Raw genomic sequence first — 25,411 nt, 5'->3', positions numbered from 1 at the left:
TTGGAAAAGGCTTATGCTGTGTGCATAATTTAGCTGAAAATACAAAAACAGCGCTGAAATCAGGGTCAATCCTGATTTCAGCGCTGTTTTAAATGTGAGTTAAGCTTTAACGGTATTATCTTCGTACATGTATTCGCGTGTCATTGGGAGATTCCGTGAAGAAGCGCCTTTTGAAACGAGATATTGCATGACGTCAATGTTCCCTGATTGGAAGGAAGCGGCACAGGCTTGGAGATAAAGATCCCACATCCGCGTAAAGCGGGTCCCCATTTTGGCTTCGATTTCAGTCCGTTTAGCATTGAAGTTTTCGTCCCACAATTCAGTGGTCCGTTGGTAATGACGACGTAACGTTTCAACGTCATCGACTTGTAACCCACAATCAACGATGTGTTGTAAGTTTTCAGTCATACCGGGCACATAACCACCTGGGAAGATGTATTTATCTAACCAGCCGTTAGTTGCGCCACCTTGTTGCCGGGTGATTCCGTGTAACAAAGCAACCCCATCGTCTTTAAGATACTTTTTAACGTCTTGGAAATACATTGCCAAGTTATCTTTACCGACGTGTTCGAACATCCCAACACTGGTGATGTAGTCGTATTGTTCGTCGCCAAGTTCACGGTAATCTTCCAACCGGACTTCAGCAACGTCACTCAAACCTTCGTCTTGGATGCGTTTTGCAACGAGGTTGTATTGTTCTTGAGACAACGTAATGCCGACAACCTTTAAATCATACTCTTTAGCGGCGGTCAACATCAAGGTGCCCCAACCACAACCGATATCGAGCAAAGTTTTGCCAGGTTGTGGATTGAGTTTTTGAATGATGTGATGAACTTTGTTAACTTGAGCAGTTTCCAAGCTGTCATCTTCATTTTGAAAATAAGCACAAGAGTACGTCAAAGTTGGATCAAGCCACATTTGGTAAAAATCATTACCAACGTCATAGTGACTTTGAATGTCTTCTTGACTCTTCTTTTCAGAATGAGATTGCTTCGGCATGAATTTCTTGAGCTTAGAGTCATTGAAGAAACTTTCAGCGGATTCGTAAGCTGATTCAATTAACTTTTGGATACTACCATCAATTTCAATGATACCGTCCATGTAAGCTTCACCTAGTGCAATTGAAGCATTTTTAGTGATTTCGCGAACTGGAATCGCCTTTTTAAAAGTCACAGTTACTTCAGGGGTGCCTTCACCATAAGTTTCGCTGCTACCATCCCAGTAATTTACTTTAACTGGGATATTGAATGAGCGGCTTAAAAAGGTGTGATAAAAAGTCTTTTCTAGCATTAGAATAAGGATCCTTTCTCCATAAAAAATACATTCATCATTATACGCCTATGAAAACTGTTTTGTAAGCACAATGCATCACGGCAATTCTAGCAAAAATGGTATAATAGAGCAATCAATGAATGGGGGGCGTCATTTATGAAAAAATGGTTATGGGTGTTAGTCGTTTCCGTAGTGGCCCTAGGAGTCGGCGGTTATTCGTACTCACGTCATCAGATACAAGAGCGCTCCTATGCTGCAGATATGCAAACCGGTCGACAAGCAATTAAGGCTAAAAAGTATACGCAAGCTGAAAATGCCTTTACCCGCGCCACGCGGACGAAAGCCAGCGATACCGTTGCACAACGTTACTTATCGCAAACGCAGACTTATGTGGCTGGGACTAAGGCGATCTCATCGCGGCAATTTACCGCGGCGAGTGATGATTTCAATACGGTGATTTCGGTGAAAAAGGGGTCGGATGTGCTGGTTACGCGTGCGAAAACGTCACTGAGTCTTGTTAAGACCATCGTGGCTAATCGGAAGACTGATAATAAGAATTATCAAAAAGCATTAGAACTGAATCAAGCAAATGAATTTACGGATTCAAATGGCGTCTTAACCGTTATGTTCCAGAGTAAGACCTTTAGTCAAAGCTATTACAAGGATATTTATCGTAAGGCCAAGGGGTTACAAAAGGAAAACAATGCCGCACTCAAGTCTTTAACGGGTTCGACACCAATTACCGATGATGCGACTGAAAGTGCTACGACAGGCGCTACTAGCACTAGTGAGAGCAGTAGCAGTGATGCTTCGACGTCTAGCCAACAAGCCAGTCAGTCGGCATCTAACAGTCAGTCAACGACGACTGGGACAACAGCCGCCAGCTCAAGTACGAGTGATCACGCTAGCGCGACGAGTGGGACTGTGGATGCAGCTGGGATTCAAGCGACGCGAGAAGAATTAAATGAAGCAGGTTTAAATGCCGCCAATTACACGGATGCGCAGATTCAAGCGATTATGCAAAAAGCAGCCGCTGAACACACTTCACCAGTTCAAGCAGCATTACACTCGCAACAATGACCCTAATTTATTAAGAATTTAATATCGGTATGGAAGCATACTTTACAATCACCGAGAAAACGCTTGAAATTAAGTGTGAATCGGTGATTTTTTTATAAAAACTGTTATAAATAAAGGTGTAAGAACAGATTGGTTTCTGGACTTACTTGGTATTTGAACCATGGGGGCGGTCAGATTTATATCACTTTGGGGCATTTTTTTACAACTTTAATGTCAAAATGGGTATAAAAATGACTATTTTGTGTACTATTTCAGTTTGATGCTTTAGAATATTAACAAGATTAGGGGGTTAAGGTGTCAGCAGAGTGGTTGGATGCATGGCAGCGCCAACTTGTTTTAAGTAAATGTCAAGTTTGGTCATTAAAGGTTATCCAATCAGGTCGCTTGAACACCGAAATTTAGTATGATTATTAATAAACATGTCATGCGTAGTACGAACGAAAAGCAAGTCCTTCAACAAGTTATTAACGAAGGTCCCATTAGTCGTAGTCAAATTTCCCGTAACTTAAGTCTGAATAAAGTTACCGTTTCTGATATTTACAATCAATTGCTCCGGGCGCAGTTTATCAAGGAGATTGGTTGTGGTGTCAGCACCAAAAATGGTGGTCGGAAGCCAGTGATGGCGGAACTCAACGTGAACTATGGGTTTGTTGCTAGCATCGATCTTTCCGAAACGGCTGTGAAGCTCATGTATTCACGGCTTAATGGTAAAATTTTACATTTCCAAAGCTTCAAGACGACCGATATGACGTTAACGGATGTCATCGATCTGATTGAAGACCAGTTACGGAATGTTGACGATTATGGTACTGTCCATGGCTTGATGGGGGTCGCAATTGCTTTAGACGGTATTATCTACGAAAACAAGATTTTGAAGACACCAATTAAATGTTTAGCGCACTTTGATTTAGCAAAGTACTTGCGTGATAAGCTCAGAATCCCAGTAATGCTGGAAAAGAAAGCTAACTTAACGGCCGTATTCGAACGCGATTTCCACAATAATGAAATCTTTGACAACGTGGTTTCAATTGTTGTTCGTGATGAGATTCATGCCGGAATCGTTGCGGATTCCCGCTTGTACTCAGGTCATGAAGGTGAAGCTGGCGAAGTTGGGACAGCGTTACTTGAAGATCGGACTGCTGAAAATCATATGGAATCAGCCAATGATTATGCGTCCGAAAAGGCCTTGTGGGCAAAATTGAAAGCGATTAAACATGTCGACCGATTGGATTTGACCGCGGTTAAGCATGATTATATTAACCATGATCCAGAAGTGACCAAAGTCTTTGATGATTTTGTTTACTACTTGTCAAAGGTCGTTTCTAATGTTTCAACGGCCTTTGCACCAGATGTCGTTGTCTTGAACACCAGCGTTTTGGAAATCTTGCCACAATTATTAACGGATCTCCGGAACACAACGGCGAAGATGTCTTCACCAACGCGCCAGGTGCCAATTATTGCGACTAAGAATGTTCAATCGGCCGCCTTACTTGGTGGGGCTTCCGAGATCATTCACCAAGCTTTAGGACTCGAAAGTCTTAAGATGCATTTCTCCTAAAAGTTAATCAATTGTAACTAAACGTGTAAAGCGGAATTTGGCTTTACACGTTTTTTGCGTAATCATGACGGACTTTTCATGTTTATTGCGATCGTTTTCAGTTAGAATGGAAGTAAGGATAGTAGAGGGAGTGGATGTTACTTGGAATTTTGGTCACGGTTTGTCCACAACGTACGGTTACGGCGAACTGGCGTATTAGTCTTGATTTGTCTCGGATTATATTTGGCGTCCAGCATGCTGAGTATTATTTTGCTAACGTTTATTTTCACGTTTTTGGTGACGCGGTTGGTTCGTTTCGCCCAACGCTGGCTGAAAATTCCGAGTGCGGTCATTGTGATCACGGTCTATGCGTTAGTGGTGCTGGGGTTGTACTTTGCGGTGACGACTTATTTACCCCAATTGATCAAACAAACCTTTTTAACGTTTGAATCGGTTTACCGATTCTATCAAGATCCGTCGCACGACACGAACGAATTTTTGTCGTGGGTCACGAACTATTTTCAGGAATCTGAGATTTTAAAACAAGTTAAAACAGGAATTTCGGTCGTCTTTAAGTATATTACGAATATTGGAAACATGGGCCTGACGTTCTTCTTGTCGTTCATCCTCAGTTTCTTCTTCACCGTGGAAGAGCGCCAGATGAAACGTTTTTCAAAACGCTTTTTGACAAGTACCTTCGGCTGGTTCTTCCAAGATGTGTACTACTTTGCGAAGAAGTTCGTGAATAGCTTTGGGGTCGTGTTAGAAGCCCAATTCTTGATTGCCATCGTGAATACGGTCATCACCGTGATTTTCATGGCCATTTTAAATATGCCACAACTGATCAGTCTCGGCCTGATGATTTTCTTACTGAGCTTGATTCCAGTCGCCGGGGTCATTATTTCATTGGTCCCGCTGAGTTTGATTGCGTATTCAGTCGGCGGGTTCCGTTATGTGATTTATATGGTTATTATGATTGCGGTCGTGCATACGTTGGAAGCGTACGTGTTAAATCCAAAGTTTATGGCGAGTCGGACCGAACTGCCCGTTTTTTACACTTTTGTCGTCTTACTTGTGAGTGAACGACTATTTGGAGTCTGGGGATTGATCGTCGGGGTCCCGATTTTTAACTTTATTTTGGATATCATCGGCGTGAAACCGGTTCACGGGCTGAAACCGAAAATTCATTTGAAAAAAAGTTTAAATTCTGACCATGATTCGGAAAATAACCCCGGATAATATTTTGATTTTTCGGCGTTTCAGTGTAAAATAAGTGAAGTAAATAATAAATGAAAGAGGTCATTAACTGCTATGGCAAAATTAGTATTGATTCGTCACGGTCAAAGTGAATGGAACCTGTCAAACCAATTTACGGGTTGGGTTGACGTTGATTTAAGTGAAAAGGGTGTTGAAGAAGCTAAAGCTGCTGGTAAGAAAGTTGCCGAAGCTGGCTTGAAGTTTGATTATGCCTTTACTTCAGTTTTGACTCGTGCCATCAAGACATTGCACTACGTTTTGGAAGAATCTGATCAACTTTGGATTCCTGAAACCAAGACTTGGCGCTTAAACGAACGTCATTATGGCGCATTACAAGGTTTGAACAAGAAGGAAACCGCTGAAAAATACGGTGACGACCAAGTTCATATCTGGCGTCGTTCATATGACGTTTTACCTCCATTATTGAGTGCTGATGATGAAGGTTCAGCTGTTAACGATCGTCGTTATGCTGACTTAGACCCTAACATCGTCCCTGGTGGCGAAAACTTGAAGGTTACTTTGGAACGGGTTATGCCTTTCTGGGAAGACCAGATTGCTCCAAAGTTGCTTGATGGCAAGAACGTCATCATCGCAGCCCATGGTAACTCATTACGTGCCTTAAGCAAGTACATCGAAAACATCTCTGATGATGATATCATGAACTTGGAAATGGCTACTGGTGAACCAGTTGTTTATGACTTTGATGAAAAATTAAATGTCTTAGGCAAGGAAAAGTTAGGCAAATAATCGGCCGGTTATTTACTAGATTTTCAAGAAGCGCCCGCTTAGTGGGGGGCGCTTTTTTATGGCTTTAAATTCAGCTAAGTTGAGATAACTTAAGATGAATTTGGCAATTTATGACAACAAACGGACGCTAGTGGACGCTAAATGGACACTGCCACTTTCAAGTTAGGTGAGCTATTTTCTGAAAGCTGAGGAGGGTTTTACATGTATGATGAAGCAGAATTATTAGAAGCCAAACGGCAAATTGATTCGACTTTGCATAAGATTCATGAAGTTGTGAAGACCTTTGAAGCTAAGGAAGATCCATCACGGTATAAGTCACAGCTGACTTTGGCTAAACGACGCTTGAAAGCATTTGGCATCGCTAACCAGTTGATTGAGGACAAGTTAGCGGAGCTGAAGTCAGGCAGTCACTAGTAATTAAGATTCAGGGACGCACGGAGCTGACTGAAATAGGTGCCCGTGAGCCCCGTAGCCCCCGCGGGAGTGCGACGCATAAGAGATTGATTAAGAAGACAAGAATTGATAAGGGGTATTTGAATAAATGAGTGAAACAGCAGCAAACGAAGTCACACAACGCGAAATGATCCGAATTATTGGATTGTTCCGTAAGAATGGTTTTAAGGGCGAATACGTCAGTTTCCAACACGTCGTTGACGAAGGAGCTAGTTATTTCGTCGTGATGTCAGATGAAAACAACGGGACGCAGGGCTTGTTTAAAGCCGACTTGTTAGCTGGGACGATTGAATTTCAGTATATGCTTGATGAAAATCATGCAGTGGCTAAGTAAATAGAATTGATTTGGAAGGGATGGGCAATGCCATCTCTTTTTTGATATGCAGAAAGGGAACGTAGTATAGTCTAGAGGACAAGACGGGTGACTGACCTGAGACAAATAGATGCTTTTTTAAAATTTGATATATTTGATGTATGTTTAAATTAAAAAGAAAGGTCAGGATATGAGTTATGGGTGAAAAAGATAGTTTGAAATCATCTTCAAAGAACAGAAAAGATAATCAAAGCTCAGATTCTGCTAGCTTAAAAAATAAAGATGCACTATCCAGCTTATCAGTGTCGACTAAAAGAAATGCCGGACTAGTCCCAAGTTTGAACGAGGAAGTTGAGCTTAGTGCGGATACAGTACAAGTACCTAGTTTAGCAAAGCCGATAATTAGTACTGGAATAATATCAAATTTGAGTGAGAGAGTTAAGCTTAGTGCGGATACAGTACAAGTACCTAGTTTAGCAAAGCCGATAATTAGTACTGGAATAATATCAAATTTAAGCGAAAGAGTTAAGCTTAGTACTGATATAGTACAAACATCTGATTTAGCAAAGCCGGTAATTAATGCTGAAACAATGTCAAGCTTAAACGAAGGAGTAAAACTTAATACTGATACGGTACAGATACCTGGTTTAGCAAAGTCGACAGTTAATATTGGAACAATATCAAACTTAAGCGAAGGAGTTAAGCTGGGTACTGATATAGCACAAATACCTAGTTTAGCAGCACCTATTATTAATACTAGCGCCGGATTAGTAGCTTCTTTGTCAGGAATGGCGACCAGAATAGATAGTGCACAAATAATGGGTCTATCAGGCTCAGAAAATTCAATTGTAAAAAAATGGTCGAAAAACAATACAGTTTATACTGGCGGATTAGAGGACATAGCAGTATTGAATGGGGGCAATTACAGCCTATCTACAGATAGTACTCTTGAAAAGTTAAATGATTCTTTAATAGAATACTCTTTTAGGAAGAACTTTGATTCTAATTTTTTAAGATCAGGAGTTCCCAGAGAAAATGCTGATACCATTACACCTGCCTGGATAGAAGTATTAGGAAGTCAAAACTTAGGATACAGTCATGCATATACTAGAGCTCAAAATGCAATAGTTAAACATCGGAATGACGATGACCAAGATTCGGTTTCGACCGTGAAAAGAACAGTTGGTTTAGATGTTGCGACTGATTTCATTAGTACTTCAAATAATCTTAAGCTAAGTAAGGATGAACTAGAAGATTTTCAATCATTTTTATCTGAAACAAGCATGCTAGGGGCTACGCACCCAGTTGGGAAAAAGATTTTTGAACACTTTTCTAAAGTTGAAGGAGTTTATACAAATATTGACTTTGCGCTATATCATGGAAGAAAACAAAAGGGTCGTAATTTACGTAAATCTGAACTAGGACCAGCTACGTTTGGGATCCCCGGTGCAGGCCGTTTCAATAGTGCTAATCAAGGATATTACTATACCTCTAATGATATCCGAAGTATTCCTAATGAATTGAAATTGGATACAGGGGATGTATGTAATGTTCTTGAATTTTATTTGAATCATGACATAAGGGTTTTTGACTTAACAAAAGAGGATGATATTTTAATTGATTTATGCCTTCAATCTGTTTCCAGTCCGGAGTACAGTGTTCCATTAGAATATCAGTTACCGGCATATATTGCGGAGTGTTTATATCTTAATTCTAATGTTCAAGCTATTAAGGTTGGTAGTGCATTATTTGATGATGTGACGAATTACATTTTATTTAGTTTTTCAACGCAAGATTATGAAAAGTCGGTTGAACATACGATATCACAAGTTAAAACGAAATAGTTGGGCATGGCTAATTTACAGTTGAAGTTCGGAAGTAATTGAATAGAAGAGTCTAAAGCGAATAAAGATGACTTAATTCCCAAGAAAGGTGATTTTTACTCGCCATGAACTAGGATCATTTTACTATAAATGAACGAAAGAGCTTTTTAGAGCTTTCAGCTAGAGCATTATTCATTTTCGATGTGGTCTTTAATAGTCTGTCTCTTGACTATTCGCCGTCAAGAACACAATGCAATATCGGATTGCACCTTTTTACCGGTACATGTCCTTGATCTTATCAATTGCCGCTAAATACCCAGTTTGCAAGGACTTAGGCGCTAAAATTTGAACATTGGTTCCGAGGGATAGTAAATATTGAATCATGTAGTCATATTCATCTTGGTTGTAGCCACCATACAAATAGTCTTGACCGTCAATGCATTCAAGCTGCATGTTTGCATAGTGGTTACGCTGCACGATTTCACGGCCATGCGGGGTGAGTTTGCACCGATACGCAATATTGTGATGCTGTTGGTCATAAGTCGTTTGGCGCTGCTTGAGAGCTTCATAGCTGAGCTGGGCCGGTTGATTAGTTTCGGTGAGGGCAGTCACTGTATCGCAGCGAATGATTTCCCAGTGTTGAGTCGTGAGATTGACGCCACTGACGAACCAAACACCGTTACGGAAAAGCAGGTCGAATAGCTGGAATCGTTGCGGTGTTTCAGAGGCCTTTAGTTGCAGCGCGACTACCGTTTCATTCAAAATGGCGTTTAACAGTGGCCGCAAAAGTTTGGGCCCGTCGAGATTAGGAATCGTATAGTAATTGACGACTTCCTGCAACCGGGTCACTTTTTGTTGCTCTGCCACGGGTAAGGTGGCCATGAGCTTTTGATAAATCGTGGTGTAGGATTTTTCGAAGGGAGTCGCTGATAATAGACTTAGTGCTTTGATGGCAAAAAAGAGCGCGTTGATCTCTTGAATATTTAATAATACGGGAACCCATAGTTGGCGTTTGGTCAGCTTATAGCCGCCGTAACGGCCGGGTTCAACGTAAAAGGTAAGCCCTAATTGCTCTAATGATTGGATATCACGCAAGGCGGTGCGTTTGGAAATGTCAAAAGCGGCCATTAAGTCGTTGACGTGGAACTCATTTTTGTAGCTTAAGAAAATCAACTCTTGGTTTAAACGTTCAGAACGGTCCATTTAAAAATTCCTCCACAAAAAGTTTTTAATGGTGACGGCGATTGGCACCTTTGACGCTTAGTATAGACCTTGTTGAAAGATAAAAGAAATGAGGACTAACTAATGATGAAAACTTTATTGATTAATGCGCACCCTGATTTTCGCAATGCCGCCCACTACTCTGTTCAACTGGCCCAAGACTTTTTGGCCCAGTTTCGAGCCACTTTTCCAAACGAGACCGTCGATGTTTTAAACCTCTATGACACTGAAATTCCGCAAGCTACAGTGGCAGAATTGTTAGGTGTGTGGGAAAAGCAAGCAGCGCATGTTAGCTTGAGTGCTGCAGAACAACATATTTATGAGGTTAATCAGCGGTTACTGGCCCAGTTTAAATCACATCACCGCATCGTCATCGCAACGCCGCTGCATAACTTTAACGTGACGTCGAAGCTAAAAGATTATATGGATAATGTTTTAGTAGCACGCGAGACGTTTCGGTATACGGAAGCTGGTTCAGTCGGTTTGATGACGGATGATTACAAAGTCATGTTGTTACAGGCCAGCGGCTCAATTTATACTCAGAATGACCGTTATACGCCGATGGAATTTTCACGGCTGTATTTGGATAAAATGTTTACTGAAATTATGGGTTTTGACACCTTTTACATGGTCCGGGTTCAAGGTACCCAGACACAGGGCGTCGATATTCACCAGGCAGTTAAAGCTGGACACGCTGAATTGACGGCGGCTTTTCCTAAGTTTTATCAACAATAATGGTGATGGTTTAATTAAATTACTAGCATACTGACACAAGGTTTGCTTGTGGCCGACTTGTTAGCTTAGACGATTGAATTCCGGTATCTGTTGGCGTATCCAAAATTATTTTTCAGTAAATGTATTGAACCATCTAGTAAATAAAGATGTCGGGAGAATAGAAGTATGTCGTGTTGCGCTCACTAGTAGTGTACACAACTTTTCGGCAAGCTATCTTGATCAGTTGTTGATTATGTCAGCCATTTCGGGCCTTAGCTTAATTGCGGCGCAGTAGCGAGCAACGGCAATAAAGGACGCCACATTTTGTTGGGATGTCTGATGAAAGCAACAGTATTTAGCGTTAACTTGTTGGCTGAAAAGTAGAACTAATTTTTGTACGGGAGATGGCCAGTTGCTGTCTCTTTTTTGCTCGCTCCTTGACGACATTGCTGGCGTAACACCAGTTAGCTAATCGTGTTAACATTAATATGTCGTTTTTATTCGACGAAGTCAGGGAGTGGGGAAATTGAATCACATGAAAAAGACAAATGTTTTGGCAGTTACCATCGCCATCTACGTCGCTACTTTTATTAGCGCGGTCGAAGGTACCGTTGTTTCAACGGCTTTACCGACCATCGTTGGGGATCTCCATGGGGTTAGCTTAATGAACTGGGTCTTTTCAATCTACTTATTAACGACTGCGATGGTCACGCCGATTTATGGAAAATTAGCCGATTTGATTGGTCGGAAGCCGGTCATGCAAGCTGGACTAGGTATTTTTATTATTGGCTCAACGATGAGTGGACTCGCTAATACGATGCCCGTCTTGATTTTCTGGCGCGCGATTCAGGGTATCGGTGCCGGTGCGTTATTGCCAGTTTCGATGACAATTATTGCGGATATTTATTCTTATGAAAAACGCGCTCAAGTTCTGGGTATTAATAATTCAGCTTGGGGCATTGCCGCGGTATTGGCGCCTTTAATCGGTGGGGTGATTATTGATAAACTCAGTTGGCACTGGATCTTCTTTATTAATGTGCCAATCGGTCTCATTACCATGATCTTATTTCAGCTATTTTTACATGAACCTAAGCACGCACAGCATGAACAGATTGATTATTGGGGCAGCTTTTGGCTGATGCTTAGTTTGTTGAGCTTGATGCTCAGTTTTCAGAGTTTAGGTGGGAATCCAATCAAGTGGGTTGTGGTTCTTTCTGAATGGCTTGTGAGTGGTATCAGTCTTTGGTTGTTCATTCGTCAAGAAGGTCGCGCTGCTGATCCGGTTATTTCACTGGACCTATTTAAAAATCGCCCGTTCATTGGCCAAAATTTAATTGCAGGACTGATCAATGGGTATTTAATGGCGATCAGCGTTTATGTTCCAACTTGGGCGCAAGGCCTGTTAGGTGTTTCAGCATCATATGCTGGTTTTGCCTTGACACCGAATTCCGTACTTTGGGTTATCGGGTCAGTGGTGACGAGCTATTTATTAGTCAAATGGACCCCACGTTGGATACTGTATTTTAGTTTGAGCTTTATTTTGGTTGCTGGTGTCTGGTTTGCACTACTGCCAATGACGACCAGCTTTGGCTGGTTCTTTATGATTACGGCAATCGGTGGTTTTGGCTTCGGAATGACGATGACGACGACCACGGTAACGTCACAACATTTGGTGTCCGAAGAGGCTGTTGGGGTCGCGACATCATTTAATACGTTGAGCCGGACGATTGGTCAAACTTTGATGGTATCGATTTTTGGAATTGTTTTGAATGTTGGCATGCAAAACGGGTTAAGCCAACATGCTGGTGTTACGATGAGTATGATGAATAAATTGATCAATCCGAAGACAGCAAATCAATTACCCGCAAAGCTATTACCGACTTTGCGGCAAGTCTTATATAACGGCTTACACTGGGTCTATGTGATTGGAATTATCTTTGTATTACTGGCTTTATTGATTAATTATTTAGATCACCATAATTGGCAACTTGTTAGAGGTTGATTTTTAGGAAGTTTAGCTTAATCAGGCGTGTAGTTCATAAAGTCGATTGTATTTACAAAACTTAAAGAAGCTACGTTAAAACAGTCGTTACTGACAATCAAGCGAATACTTGGTTATTGGCAACGGCTGTTTTTGTATACCGTGATCTTACGGCTAACTTTTTCTCATGAAAACTAACCTAAATTAATCTCAAAAATGTGCTTGCCTTAGACCCTGTCTAAGCTAGTAGACTGAACTTGTTGAGGCGTTAATTGAATTAGGCACTGCCTTGGTAATCATGGGCTGTTTCATAAATGGTTGGCGCGCAGGCCGTGACATCGGTGAGGGGTTCACCTTTTAGCGTCGCTTGCTTTTTAATTGCTAGGCATTTTTCGGTGAATTTTAGATTATTAATTTCAGCTTCTAAACGGGCTTTGGCGGCATCAAGCATCGTGACAAATTCGGCTAAAGATAGGTCAGCTTCAATAATGCGGCTGATCTCTTTAACCGAGAGTCCCGCGCGTCGGTAACATTGAATCCAACGCAGTCGATTTAAGTCGGATTCGTCGAAATTACGGACGCCATGCGTATCACGATTAACTTGCAGCAAGCCTTTTTTCTCATAAAATCGAATGGTGTAGGCACTAATCTCAGTAAGAGCAGCGACTTCTTTAATTTGCATAAGGTCCCCCAGAATTAAAAGGTCTCGGTAAAGTGTTTGTCAGAGCACACACTTTCCAGTTGTGTATTAAGAACATTATAGCATGACAATAAATTGTATCAAAAGGCAAAATCAAATTGAAATGGTGGCGAGCAAGATGTGTGGTTTAGCAGGATGTTTAACGGATATTAGCCAGTCTGATCGGACGGCTTATGACAAAGTAGTGCGTGAAATGACGGGAATGATGGTTCATCGTGGCCCTGATGATGAAGGCTATTTTTCAGATGAGCAGATCACTATGGGGTTTCGACGACTGAGCATTATCGATTTAGAAGGCGGACACCAGCCGTTGTCGTATGACCAGGAACGCTATTGGCTGACCTTTAACGGTGAAATTTATAATTATGTTGAGTTGCGGGAAGAACTGATTCGTGATGGTTATCGATTTCAAACAGACTCTGATTCTGAAGTTATTTTAGGACTGTAGGCGAAGTATAAAAGTCATTTAACGCACTATTTGCGTGGGATGTTTGCCTTTGTGATTTGGGACAAACAGGAACAAACACTGTTCGCGGCACGAGATCACTTTGGCATTAAGCCGTTTTATTATGCGGTTAAGGGTCATGATTTCTTCTACGCTTCTGAGAGTAAGGCAATTTATCAAGTCTTGAAGGATAAAAAGTTCGATCAAGCGGCCTTACAAGATTACATGACTTTTCAGTACGTTCCTGAAACCGAGACGTTAACGAAAGAAATCAAAGTGTTGGCACCAGGTTGTACACTGACTAAAAAAATTGGTGAAGAATTACGTGTTGAACGTTATTTTCATCGAGAATTTCATCCAGTTGAACGGTCGAAACAGGTCTACACACAACAAGTTAAACAGGCCTTGATTGACTCAGTTAAGCTGCATATGCGTTCAGACGTGCCGGTCGGAGCCTTCTTGTCGGGCGGAATTGATTCTTCGATTGTCGTCGCGATTGCGCGGCAGTTCAATCCTAATTTGCAGACCTTCTCAGTAGGATTTGCGCGTGAGGGCTATAGTGAATTGGATTTGGCACAAGCAACGGCGCAACAGTTAGGTGTTCAGAACTTCAGTAAAGTGATTACGCCCGAAGAATTCATGCAAGCTTTTCCGCGATTTGTTTGGCACATGGATGAACCGCTCGCTGATCCGGCAGCAATCCCACAGTACTTTTTGACGCGTGAAGCAGCCAAAAAAGTGAAAGTGGCGCTAACAGGTGAAGGTGCTGATGAACTTTTCGGTGGGTATCCGATTTATCACGAGCCAAAATCATTACAACTATTTCAATATACACAGCCGATTAACGGAGCGTTGCAAAAATTGGCGGCGATGATGCCGGCAGGAGTACGCGGCAAGTCATGGTTACAGCGGGGGACAACCCCATTGGCTGAGCGCTATGTCGGTAATGCCTTCATTTTTAACGAGGCTGAAAAACAGACCTTTTTTAAGCATTACGATGCGAACCATCCATTCCAGACGGTAACGCGGCCATTTTATGATGAAAGTAAACAATATGAGCCGATTAGCCAGATGCAGTTTGTTGATATGCATACTTGGCTTAACGGCGACTTGTTACATAACGCTGACCGAACGGCGCTAGCACATAGTCTGGAGTTACGAACCCCGTTTGTGGATCGCGAAGTCTTTCAATTAGCGTCAGAAATTCCGGCTGATTTTGAAATCAGTCACGGGACGACTAAGGCGATTCTGCGCCAAGCAGCGGCTGACTTAGTTCCAGCCGCAGTCCTTAACCGGAAAAAGCTCGGTTTTCCAGTGCCGATTCGTTTTTGGCTCAAAAATGAGATGTACGACTGGGCGCAGCAGATTATTAACGACTCACAGACGGATGAGTACTTTGATAAGCGTTATTTCTTAACATTATTGGCAGAACATCGACGGGGTCAAAAAGATTGGTCACGGCAATTATGGACGATACTCACATTTATGATGTGGCACAAGCTTTACGTGGAGTCAGCCGGTTTAGCTGAGAAGTAAGCCAATTGGGCCCAAATTATGGCAATAACTAATGTTTAGCTTCCAAACGGTCCACGGTCATGGTACTATTAGCAACGTAGGCGTTTGCCCATGGTCGGGTACGTTCGAAAATCCTGACAATTGCGTTGTGAGGTGATTAGCTCTCGGATTGTAAAATTCGAGGGCTTTTTTTTGCGATGAATTGGTATCGTTAGTCGTATTGTTGAGCTGAACAAAGAATTACGGAGCTAGAGCCCAAATTGTAGCACTGAATCAATGAATCGGTACACCTATTACACAACTAGACACAAACAAACACGGTCCGTCCCTTATCAGGATGAACCGTGTTTTTGGCTACAATCGTTTCAAAGAAACCAGTCGCGCAACCGGTCTGTAATGCTGTTACGAAAATTGCTGTACCAGGTTGGATTGGCAGTACTGATTTCGTCATACAGGCTGTCGTTCATTTTTGTCAAAATAGTAGCCAACTGATCTAACTCGGTGTCACTCAATCCCTTTAAGTAGGCTGGGACTTTTGCCGATTCTTTGCCGGCACTTTTTCGACCGGCGTCGGTCAGGCGAATGATTGTCTTGCGGCGATCAGTTGTCGATTTTTCCTTAGTCACTAAATGCTTTTTGACCAGTTTATTCACAAATTCGGCGGTGGACTGCGCCGTTAGGTTCAAGCTAGTCGCGAGATCCTTTTGTGAGAGCCCGTCGGTTTGGGAGAGCGCCAACAGAATTTTACCTTGGCCTTGAAATAGCGATTGGTGTTCACCCTTGTCCGCGTGCGTGCGGTGATAGATTTCATCGGCGGTGTGTTTGACCATATTGAATTCGATCAATTTACCAGCCGCGTTTTTTTGTTTAACTAAATTAGGCATCAGAATCGCCTCCATACAGCCATTATACCTGACAATGTTTTGAAATGGCATCTAGAATTTTGCCGAAGTTGTTGACAAATTAGTCAGGGGACCTTATGATATATTTTGTTCAGGGGGACCTGATTAAAAATAAAGCGCAAGAGGGCATTACTATGACAACAATGAAAGCAATTGAAGTGAGTCATTTAACTAAAAAATTTGGCAATAAGACGGTCGTTGATGATATTTCGTTTGAGGTACAACCGGGTGAAGTCTTCGGTCTCTTGGGTCCCAACGGTGCAGGTAAAACGACGACGCTACGGATGATAACGACGTTACTGAAGGCCGATGCGGGCCAAGTTAAAATCTTCGGTCACGATACGGTCAAGGAAGGGCGATTGGCGCGGTCAATGTTTGGGCTGACGGGCCAATACGCCTCCGTAGATGAAGGGCTTTCGGCGCGGCAGAATTTGATGATTTTCGCCCGTCTAAATGGGCTTTCACGTCAGGCGGCCAAGCAACGGACAACCGAATTACTGACCGAATTTTCATTAGAACATTCGGCGGACAAAGCCTTGAAGAACTTCTCAGGTGGGATGCGGCGTCGGCTGGATTTAGCCGTTAGCTTGATTACCCGGCCGGCCCTCATTTTTCTAGATGAACCAACGACTGGCCTAGATCCACGGACGCGCACGCAGATGTGGACCACGATTCGCCAGTTGGTCCAGCAAGGGTCAACGGTGGTGCTAACCACGCAATATCTTGACGAGGCGGATGCCTTAGCGGATCGACTGGCCGTCATCGATCACGGTAAAGTGGTGAAAATGGGGACACCAGCGGAACTGAAGCAACAAGTTGGCGGGACAAAGTTAGCCTTTACGGTTAATGAGCAGACGGAAGTGGCTGCAGCAGTGAAACTATTGGCCGCGCAAGTGTCTGGGGCCGTTCAGCAAACTGGTCAGCAATTGCGGGTTAGTTTGAAACAGCTCGCCCAACTGACCCCAATTTTGACGGCGCTAACTCAAGCTAAGATTGCGATCAGTCAATTATCGGTGCAAGAACCGTCACTAGATGATGTCTTTATGGCGTTGACTGTCGGCAAGAATTAAGAAAGAGGTCTGTAAAATGGAAATTCAAACACACAGTGGCAATGTCTTCATGAATACGACCACGATGGCTTATCGTAACTTATTGAAAACTGTCCACAATCCTGATCAATTTATGGATGTGATCGTGCAACCGGTCATGTTTATGTTAATGTTTGGCTACTTATTTGGCGGCGCGATTGCTGGCGGGGTACACGCGTATCTACCAACGATTGTTCCAGGAATTTTGATTCAAACGATGTTGTCAGCGTCTTCTGGTTCCGGGTCACAAATTAGAGAGGATCTTGATTCAGGCGTTTTCGACCGCTTCAAATCTTTACCGATGGCGCACATTGCCCCACTCGCAGGTCAGCTCTTTGGTGATATTTTACGGTTGATCATCGCGACTATCACGTCTTTGACGACTGGCTATCTCATGGGGTGGCGGCCAAACGTTGATTTTGGTTGGATTATCGTCATTGGTTTGTTAGCGATTCTGACCGGCTGGGCGCTGTCATGGCTATTTGCCTTGGTTGGCTTATTGGCTAAGAGTGCGGGTGCTGTTCAAAGCTTTTCACTGATTACGATGTTAGTCTTATCCTTTATGTCGAACGCGTTCGTGCCATTGAAGTCGTTAACGAAGCCATTACAGGTGATTGCTCATCTGAATCCAGTGACTTATGTGATTACGGCGATTCGCCAAATTTTGGCAACTGGGAGTTGGACGCACGAAGCGTTACTAGTATTAGGATTTGATATTTTAATTGTCGCTATCTTTGCGCCTTTGACTGTTTGGGCGTACGATCGAAATTAGGATTGTAACCAACGTGATGAGTGAAAAATTGCTAGGGGGAAAACTGGCTGATGACTACGATTCGGTTCGATGACTTTTTAAAAGAACAGTTGCAAGATCCAAACTTTAAGGCCGGATTTGAGGTTGAATGCGCTAAGCTATCAATCGCGGTTGCAGTTATGCAAGCACGAGAACACGCTGGTCTGACACGTGCTGGACTTGCCGAAAAGGCTGGGGTGCCGTTGAGGACGATAACTAGAATTGAGGCTGGCACCAATTCTAGTATTGAGACGTTTTCGAAGCTTGCATCTGCCATGGACACTAAACTTAAAGTTAGCCTGAGCGATCAGTGATTGGTTAAGATGGGGTTATGGGCTAAATGAAATTCAAATCAGCAGCAGCTATCTTAGTCATCGATTGACGGATAACTGCTGTTTTTTCGTGAGAAAATCTGATTAGACCGGCCGTTTTTGAGTAATAGTCTCGACCAAATTAAAAAAATTGCAAAAAAAATAAACTTTTTTTATAAACTTGCTTATAACGACATAAGGTGTCATATCGGTTTGCTACAATGATGGCTGTGAATGTAAACGCGTTCAACTGTCCAGTAGACTGATGACAAGAAAAGCTGAATTCTTAGAGTAGGAATACTTAGGAGGAACCACGTATGTCAAAGAAAAAAATTGCGACCCTCGCGACTGTTACGGCGGCTGCTGGAACGATCGGACTGATGGGGAATCAAGCCTTAACTGTCCAAGCTGCGACTACTGATGCGGCAACTAAAACCACGGTCGAGACAACGATGACCGATGGCCAACAAGCCGTTAGTCAAGCTGCCACCAAGACGACCATTGCTAAACAAGCTGTCAGTGAGGCCACGTCCACTGTGACGTCAGCCCAAGCTGCCGCTAACGATGCGGGTGCAGCCAAAGCTACTGCCCAAAAGACCTTGAATTCGGCTAGTTCGAGTGTTCAAACGGCTAGTGATGCTCAAAAACAGGCAGTTGCCATTAAAGCAACTGCAACGCCTGAAAATATTACCAACGCACAACAGGCTGTTTCTGATGCGTCGACGGTTCAAAGCCAAGCTCAGTCACAAGCCAGCAGCACCGCTACTACGGTAAGCCAAGCCCAAGCTGATGTTAACGCCAAAAGTAGTGCTGTAACAACGGCGCAACAAGATCTAACACAAGCTCAAAATAAAGTTAAGCAACTAGATACGACCGCGGCCCAAACGGCTGTTAACCAAGATAAGGCCAGTGTTGCCACCCAAACTAAGACGGTTGCGACTGCTCAAAACGTTCAAAATCAAGCTAATAATACCGTGACGAACGCACAAACTACGGTCAAGACTGCTCAAGCGGCTGTTGATGCGACTAACGCGAAAATCAAAAATGCTGACAGCACTGTTGAAGTTGGTGGCTTTGTGATGCCTGCTGGCTATAAAGAGGCTTATGCCGCGCCTGATAAAGCGTTTGATGCTGTGTATAATGAAGATAAAGATAATTGGGATGAAGCCGACGCTGCTAGAAATAGAGCATACGATCAGCTCGGAAAACTAGAGAAAAAGACTAAAGAAATCGCCTACCAGCCAACTACTGCAGACAAAAATGAAGTGATTGATGACGTCAGCAATTTGACGGAAGCGCAAGTTCGCGAGTTGTCTAACTTTACAGCATCGATTATCAATGATGTTCGAAAACAATTTGGATTTAAGCCAGTTAAAGTGTCAGATGGTTCTGCCAAGCTGGGCTACTTAATGATAAACAAGAAGGCAGGTGATGGTGAAACCTTTGGCGTAAATGGTGGTAACCAACCTCTGTTAAAAGTGGGCACTAGTGATAAAGTGGGAATCCCTGCCGAAAAACTTACAGATAAACTGGAGGGGACAGTTACCAGAATCCAAGACTTTGGTGAATGGTCCTGGACACTTTACCGAACTAACAATCATACCATGGCAGATTTAAAGGACGGTATTTTGGATTATATTTATGGTCATTTATCTACTGATAGTAATACTGTTGTTGAGGGTTACAACGCGTCATGGGGATCTATTTTGGATATCATGGCGACAGAAGTAGGGAATGTTTATGATGAGGAAAACTATAAGTCGCATGATCTATATTTAGCAACGACCTTTGACTCTAAGGGTACTATTCGCTTAATCGTGATTACCAATGATGACAATGAGATTCCTAAGGGTTCTAAGTTCTTCAAAAATACAACGACGCCAGCCCCATTGAGCCATGTTGCGGTTAAGGACAATACTTTACAAGCAACACTCAAGGCACAGACTAAGACTTTAACTACTGCCAAGGCTGCCCTAACCACGGCGCAGAATAACTTGAAGTCGGCAAAGCGTGCAACGGCCGTTGCGACTGATAAGTTAGCTAATTTGAAACAACAGTTAGAAACCGATGAAGTAACGCTCAAGCAAGCTCAAAGTAATGCGGCAACGCCAGAAGAATTGGCTAGCGCAAAAGCGGCGGTTGTGACAGCGAAAGCCAATGTAGCTGTGGCCACTGCTGAATTAACGACAGCTAAGCAGGCGCTCGCAACGGCTAAGGCCGCGGATGCTAAGGCCCAGACTGCCGTTAAAGCAGCGACGGACAAAGTTGCCAAGGCTAAGGCTTACTTATCAAGTCTTGAAAATGCCGATACAAATTTGGCAACGGCTAACGATGACTTAGCGCAAGCACAGGCCGCTTACGAAGCAGCTCAAGCCGATTATGACGAAAAAGTCGCAGCGGCTGACACGACGAGTGCGGCTTTGGCAACGGCTAAAGAAGCTTTAGCGACTGCCAAGGCTAACTTAGCTCAGGCTACTGCTCGTGAGCAAGCGCTTAAAGCAGTTGAAACGGCAGCCCAAGCCGATTTGATTACTACTGGTCAACCAAAGGTCCAAAACTTGGCCACGACTACCAAGCCATCCGCAACTAGTGCAGCACATGTCACTAAGACGGCCGCAATTGTTGGGACGACTGAGGGCAATGCTACCAAGTCGCTCAAAGCTAAGGCTGGTGCAGCTGCTTTGCCACAAACAGATGAACAAAGTACCAGTTTCTTGAGTTTACTTGGCATGATGCTATTAGGCTTATTCGGTTTTGCCGGTGTCGGTCTGAAACGTAAACGCAACTAAGTTAGATCAATTATCAAATTTATCTTTTTATTGCTCGCTATGAGTTGGATTAGCGGTTCTTTGTCAACTGTTGTTGGTAATCAGTTATCTTTTAGTGCCTAGCCGCCTTATGGCTAGGCACTTTTTGCACACTAAACATCAAGCGAATTCGTAATCTGAAGTTTACGAAGCTTCTAAAACCATATGCAACTCGTTTAAGCACCTTGAGTTTGTTATTGGTTCCTTCAAGCGGTCCATTCGAATAGTTATATTTTAAGGCGTTCTCAATAGATTCCTGATTATCCCTGAGAGAAGCTAGGTGTTTCTCCATTTCTTCTGGATATGCTTGTTCTGGGTTAAGAACATTCAATAGTCGATCCTCATCGCGTAGCCTTACTGCACTCATAATTGCTTGTAATGCTTCATAAGCGTGATTAAGCTCTTTATCGAAACCCAATAGGGTTTCGACCAAGTTGTTTTCAGTAGTCTGGTCAGAGACATACGTGAACTTGCGATAATTAATAAAGTCTAATTCACCATTAGGCTTTAAAAGGAGTTTCCAGTATCGCTTCAATGCCTTGTACTCTTGGCTAGAATGGGCAAACTGTTTCATCACCCGGATACGAGTTTGATTGAAACCTACAACAACATTATTCACGACGTGGAAGCGATCTGTTACGACAATCGCATTTGGGAAAACTTCTTCTACCAATTTGGGATAAGTGTAGTTCATGTCAGTGACGATAATTTGAACTCGGTCACGACTGGCTTTGCTATAACGGTTGAAATACTTGGTTAAATCACGAATTGTACGAGATTCGAGGATATCAATAAATTCTTTCTTCATTCCATCCATGAATACAAAACTCATGGCTCCTTTGGCATTCTTAGTTGACTTGATTTCGTCCATATTCATTACCGCTGGCAACCAGTCGTAATGAGTTTTGATATCTCGTTCATACGAGTGCAAGAAACGAAGAATCGTTGTAGATGAAATACTTAATTCATTGGCAATGTGCCGCATTGAAACTGCTTCAGTGAGTTTTTCAAGACAAGAGAATTGAGTATTACGTGAAATTGTATGATTTTTTGCGGTTAATGGCGTTTGAGCTAGAAAATAACTTGTACATTCCCGACATTTAAAATAACGCTTTTTCAAGTGTAAGATCACATCTTGCTCACTGATACGTGGGAGTTTTACGTTGGTCGAGCGCCAACCGTATTTAATGACTTTATGATCATTTTTAATGCCACACTTTGGGCAAGCTTTTGGACGATAGTCCAAAACCGCCTCGGCGATGATTTGATGCTTTTCTTTGATAATATGAATCTTTTTGATGTTTTGGTCTTCAATTCCGAGCAATACTCTAGTATCATTATCCATGGATATAGTCGCTTTCTTTCTTCTTGAAATGTGGTAGTGGATAGACAAAAGCCTTGTGACTATGTCTATTTTTTTGCACTCATTTTAGTTTACACTATATAACACTTAAAAGAGCATAAAAAATACCTGTTGCCAGTAATCAAGATTTTTCTTAATTACCAACAACAGATATTTTAGAACCGGATTAGCCAACCATAGCGAGTTTTTTATGCCGAAAATTGATGGAGAAACTTGACTGTAACCAAACGGGATAGTTTATGATTAGACTTGTAGCAACGATGATTAACTGAATCAATGACGGTTTGCTTTGAAAGTTCAGCTAATTAAGCTAAGCTTGAAAGTAGCACAAACCAACAGCAATTAGCGTAACTGCGCTGAGCTGAGTGTCGTAGAAGGGTGGTTCATTTATGGCGACTAGTGTGCAACAACAGGAACATATCAGCGTTCGCGGTGGGAATGTTCATAACTTAAAAAATATTAATGTCGATATTCCCTTGAATCAATTTGTGGCGATTTCGGGGCCTTCAGGGTCTGGAAAGAGTTCGTTAGCGATGGGAATTCTATACGCGGAAGGATCACGCCGTTATTTAGAGGCGTTATCGACGTATACCAGACGTCGAATCAGTCAGAGCAAACGGTCACAAGTCCAAGAAGTTCGGCATATCCCATCGGCCATCGCGTTGCGGCAACGGCCCAATGTGCCGTCAGAACGGTCGACGGTCGGCTCGATGAGTGAATTATTTAACGTTGTTCGTCTGATTTTTTCACGGTTAGGCTCGACCGTTTGTCCAAATGGACATCGAATTGGTCCAAGTTTGAAGATTGCACAATCGATGGACTTGCCAGGTGGCCCTGATAGCAAGATGGGATACATCACCTGTCCAGAATGTGGCGTTGAATTTATGGCTAAGTCGGCGGAAGATTTCGCCTTTAATTCAGGCGGTGCTTGTCCTGAATGTCACGGGACTGGGAAAGTTCGCGAATTGGATGAGAGCAAGCTAATTGGTGATGAAAATCTGAGTTTGGCCGAGGGGGTCGTGGCGTCATGGCATTTGCCTGGTCGAAACTTTATGCCGACCGTCGCTGAAACGCTAGGGGTTCGTACCGATGTGCCATACAAAGATTTAACCGATGCTGAAAAGGAGATCGTGCTCCACGGTGAGAAGAAGCAGTATCCGGTTGATTTTCGAACTTCGACGGGCCGGGTCTTTCATACTGACAAGACACTCTATGAAAATGCGTTTGCGGCGGTCTACGATTCGCTCAAAACGGTCAAAAGTGATCGGGCCATCAACCAAGTGAATCAATTTTTCCATTTCTCAGTTTGCCCAACTTGTCATGGGACGCGGCTGAACCCGGAATTGTTAACGCAATTAGTTGGCGGCAGAAACATTGCTGAAGTCTCGGACTTATCGTTAGGAAAATTGACTGATTGGGAGACTCAAGCTAAGCAAGGCTTACCAGCTGCGATGCAAGCGATGGCTAAAGTGTTGTTCAAGAACCTGACGGATACGTTACGGCCACTCCTTGAACTTGGTTTAGATTACTTAACACTAGCTCGAAATGGGAATACTTTATCAACCGGCGAGCTACAACGGCTACAATTGGCGAAGACGATTCGAACGGAAACGACCGGCGTGTTGTACGTGCTTGATGAGCCATCGATTGGCCTACATCCAGACAACGTGCAAGGCTTGATCCATGTCTTTCGGCAGTTGATTGCGCAAGGCAATTCACTCGTGGTCGTTGATCATGAAGTCGACATTATCGAAGCCGCCGACTGGGTGATTGAAATTGGACCTGGGTCGGGGGACGCCGGTGGGAACATCATTGCCCAAGGCACGCCACAAGACTTAGTTGGTAATCCACAATCCTTGATTGGGCCGTATATTTCTGGGAAAGCGGCAATCATGCATCCCAAAGTATCAGCAACCAAAAAAGCGAGCGAGTTGACCACTGAATTTGAAGTGAAAAATTACTTTAATTTAAAAGATGTCGCGGTATCGATTCCGGGCAACCAGATTACCGCCGTGACTGGGTTCTCTGGCGCTGGGAAGACCAGTCTGATTTTGGATAGTCTCGTGCCAGCCATCAAAGCACTCAATGCGAAGGCGGCCTTACCAAAACAAGTCGCTAACCTGAAAACGCATCTGACAGATGTGGTGTCGGTGGATGCCAAACCAATCGGGAAAAATTCTCGTTCCACTATCGCCACTTACACGACGATTATGGATAATTTGCGGCGGATTTTTGCCAGCCAACCCGCTGCCAAAGCAAAAAAATTCGGTCCGGCTTACTTTTCATATAATAATAAGCAAGGTGCGTGTGAACATTGTGGCGGTCTGGGCATGATTACGTTGGACATTCAATATTTGCCAGACATGGAAGAAGTCTGTCCCTACTGTCACGGTGCGCGTTATAAGGATGAGATTCAGCAGATTCGCTGGCAGGGGCACAATATTGTGGAGTTGTTAGACTTATCTGTCAGTGACGCGTTAGCCGTTTTCGAGTCGGTACCGAAGATTGAGAAACAGTTAAAATTATTGGATGAGATGGGATTGGGCTATTTACATTTGGGCGAAAGCACGCCAAGTTTATCTGGTGGCGAAGCGCAACGTTTAAAGCTCATGAGCCATTTAAATAAACGCCAGAGTAGGACGCTATTTATTTTTGACGAACCTTCCGTTGGCTTACACCCGCAAGACGTGCAAACGTTGCTAGGTGTCATCAACAGCTTGAAGGCCAAGGGCGCCACGATTATCATCATCACGCATGACCTTGATTTGATGACGAATGCGGATTACTTGATCGACTTAGGGCCTAAAGGTGGCCAAGCCGGCGGTCAATTGATGGCCAGTGGGGAACCCAAAGCCTTGATCAAAAATGCCACTAGTTTGACGCTTAAATATTTAAAGACACATTTTCAGAAATTTCAGTTAGCTTAAAAGTTAAACAACCAGCCTGGCTAATTGGGCGGAGGAGAAATCAAGCCATTTTTGGATTGGTTTCTTTTTTTAGGCTGAGGGTATTTTAGTGACATTTTCAAGAATAGGACTTTAACAGCTAAGAGATGGCTTACTTGAAAATAGGTGTAGATAATATTGGTAACA

19 protein-coding genes and 1 pseudogene are annotated in these 25,411 nt (G+C 43.1%); 15 read left to right on the top strand and 5 right to left on the bottom strand.

The window, feature by feature from the left end:
• Positions 1–99: 99 nt before the first annotated feature.
• Entirely contained in the window at positions 100–1,290 is a 1,191-nt protein-coding gene (locus tag FFM70_RS07275) for an SAM-dependent methyltransferase (RefSeq protein WP_137616189.1), read from the bottom strand.
• Positions 1,291–1,428: 138 nt separating this feature from the next.
• Here FFM70_RS07275 and FFM70_RS07270 point away from each other — a divergent pair, with 138 nt between their 5' ends.
• From FFM70_RS07270 to FFM70_RS07240, 7 genes are all read left to right on the top strand, one after another.
• Positions 1,429–2,352, top strand: a complete 924-nt coding sequence (locus FFM70_RS07270; RefSeq protein ID WP_137616188.1) for a cell surface protein — start codon at positions 1,429–1,431, stop codon at positions 2,350–2,352.
• Positions 2,353–2,755: 403 nt separating this feature from the next.
• A complete protein-coding gene (locus tag FFM70_RS07265; protein WP_137616187.1) occupies positions 2,756–3,910 on the top strand; it encodes an ROK family protein in 1,155 nt (384 codons plus the stop codon).
• A 141-nt stretch (positions 3,911–4,051) separates the two neighbouring features.
• Positions 4,052–5,128 carry an AI-2E family transporter gene (locus FFM70_RS07260; protein ID WP_137616186.1) on the top strand — a complete coding sequence of 359 codons (1,077 nt, stop codon included), beginning with the start codon at positions 4,052–4,054 and terminating at the stop codon, positions 5,126–5,128.
• A gap of 72 nt (positions 5,129–5,200) precedes the next feature.
• On the top strand, positions 5,201–5,893 hold the full coding sequence (locus FFM70_RS07255; RefSeq protein WP_137616185.1) for a 2,3-diphosphoglycerate-dependent phosphoglycerate mutase: 693 nt from the start codon (positions 5,201–5,203) through the stop codon (positions 5,891–5,893).
• 201 nt (positions 5,894–6,094) lie between these two features.
• Complete coding sequence (locus FFM70_RS07250; RefSeq protein ID WP_137616184.1) at positions 6,095–6,307, top strand: hypothetical protein; 213 nt, start codon at positions 6,095–6,097, stop codon at positions 6,305–6,307.
• Positions 6,308–6,434: 127 nt separating this feature from the next.
• Positions 6,435–6,680, top strand: coding sequence for a hypothetical protein (locus FFM70_RS07245; protein ID WP_137607663.1), 246 nt, complete (start codon positions 6,435–6,437; stop codon positions 6,678–6,680).
• A gap of 176 nt (positions 6,681–6,856) precedes the next feature.
• Entirely contained in the window at positions 6,857–8,503 is a 1,647-nt protein-coding gene (locus FFM70_RS07240) for an RES domain-containing protein (RefSeq protein ID WP_137616183.1), read from the top strand.
• Between the two features lie 252 nt (positions 8,504–8,755).
• Here the strand turns inward: FFM70_RS07240 and FFM70_RS07235 are convergent, their stop codons facing one another.
• Complete coding sequence (locus FFM70_RS07235; RefSeq protein ID WP_137616182.1) at positions 8,756–9,685, bottom strand: helix-turn-helix transcriptional regulator; 930 nt, start codon at positions 9,683–9,685, stop codon at positions 8,756–8,758.
• Positions 9,686–9,787: 102 nt separating this feature from the next.
• On the opposite strand from FFM70_RS07235, the gene FFM70_RS07230 reads away from it, so the two are divergent.
• Entirely contained in the window at positions 9,788–10,438 is a 651-nt protein-coding gene (locus FFM70_RS07230; RefSeq protein WP_137616181.1) for an FMN-dependent NADH-azoreductase, read from the top strand.
• Between the two features lie 514 nt (positions 10,439–10,952).
• The gene (locus FFM70_RS07225) at positions 10,953–12,419 is read left to right on the top strand and encodes an MDR family MFS transporter (protein ID WP_137616180.1); all 1,467 of its coding nucleotides are present in this window, start codon (positions 10,953–10,955) and stop codon (positions 12,417–12,419) included.
• A gap of 256 nt (positions 12,420–12,675) precedes the next feature.
• Here FFM70_RS07225 and FFM70_RS07220 read toward each other — a convergent pair whose 3' ends face one another.
• The gene (locus FFM70_RS07220) at positions 12,676–13,080 is read right to left on the bottom strand and encodes a MerR family transcriptional regulator (protein ID WP_137616179.1); all 405 of its coding nucleotides are present in this window, start codon (positions 13,078–13,080) and stop codon (positions 12,676–12,678) included.
• 136 nt (positions 13,081–13,216) lie between these two features.
• On the opposite strand from FFM70_RS07220, the pseudogene asnB reads away from it, so the two are divergent.
• Positions 13,217–15,079 (top strand): annotated as a pseudogene (gene asnB, locus FFM70_RS07215) (asparagine synthase (glutamine-hydrolyzing)).
• Between the two features lie 344 nt (positions 15,080–15,423).
• On the opposite strand, the gene FFM70_RS07210 reads toward asnB, so the two are convergent.
• Positions 15,424–15,942, bottom strand: coding sequence for a MarR family winged helix-turn-helix transcriptional regulator (locus tag FFM70_RS07210; protein ID WP_137607671.1), 519 nt, complete (start codon positions 15,940–15,942; stop codon positions 15,424–15,426).
• A gap of 152 nt (positions 15,943–16,094) precedes the next feature.
• Between FFM70_RS07210 and FFM70_RS07205 the strand changes: the two genes are divergently transcribed.
• The 4 genes from FFM70_RS07205 to FFM70_RS07190 all read left to right on the top strand — a co-directional run bounded on the left by FFM70_RS07205 (position 16,095) and on the right by FFM70_RS07190 (position 20,938).
• Positions 16,095–17,030: an ABC transporter ATP-binding protein gene (locus FFM70_RS07205; RefSeq protein WP_137616178.1), complete on the top strand. Its 936-nt coding sequence runs from the start codon at positions 16,095–16,097 to the stop codon at positions 17,028–17,030.
• A gap of 16 nt (positions 17,031–17,046) precedes the next feature.
• On the top strand, positions 17,047–17,820 hold the full coding sequence (locus FFM70_RS07200; protein ID WP_137616177.1) for an ABC transporter permease: 774 nt from the start codon (positions 17,047–17,049) through the stop codon (positions 17,818–17,820).
• A 50-nt stretch (positions 17,821–17,870) separates the two neighbouring features.
• Entirely contained in the window at positions 17,871–18,152 is a 282-nt protein-coding gene (locus tag FFM70_RS07195) for a helix-turn-helix domain-containing protein (protein WP_137616176.1), read from the top strand.
• 314 nt (positions 18,153–18,466) lie between these two features.
• The gene (locus FFM70_RS07190) at positions 18,467–20,938 is read left to right on the top strand and encodes an SEC10/PgrA surface exclusion domain-containing protein (protein WP_137616267.1); all 2,472 of its coding nucleotides are present in this window, start codon (positions 18,467–18,469) and stop codon (positions 20,936–20,938) included.
• A 91-nt stretch (positions 20,939–21,029) separates the two neighbouring features.
• On the opposite strand, the gene FFM70_RS07185 is transcribed toward FFM70_RS07190, so the two are convergent.
• Positions 21,030–22,301: an ISL3 family transposase gene (locus tag FFM70_RS07185; protein ID WP_137616175.1), complete on the bottom strand. Its 1,272-nt coding sequence runs from the start codon at positions 22,299–22,301 to the stop codon at positions 21,030–21,032.
• Between the two features lie 407 nt (positions 22,302–22,708).
• Here FFM70_RS07185 and FFM70_RS07180 point away from each other — a divergent pair, with 407 nt between their 5' ends.
• On the top strand, positions 22,709–25,246 hold the full coding sequence (locus FFM70_RS07180; protein WP_137616174.1) for an AAA family ATPase: 2,538 nt from the start codon (positions 22,709–22,711) through the stop codon (positions 25,244–25,246).
• Positions 25,247–25,411 lie beyond the last annotated feature (165 nt).

Source organism: Lactiplantibacillus nangangensis (genome assembly GCF_005405065.1).
Lineage (GTDB): Bacteria > Bacillota > Bacilli > Lactobacillales > Lactobacillaceae > Lactiplantibacillus > Lactiplantibacillus nangangensis.
The sequence above is the reverse complement of the archived record's forward strand: the minus strand, read 5'-3'. Positions and strand labels throughout refer to the sequence as shown.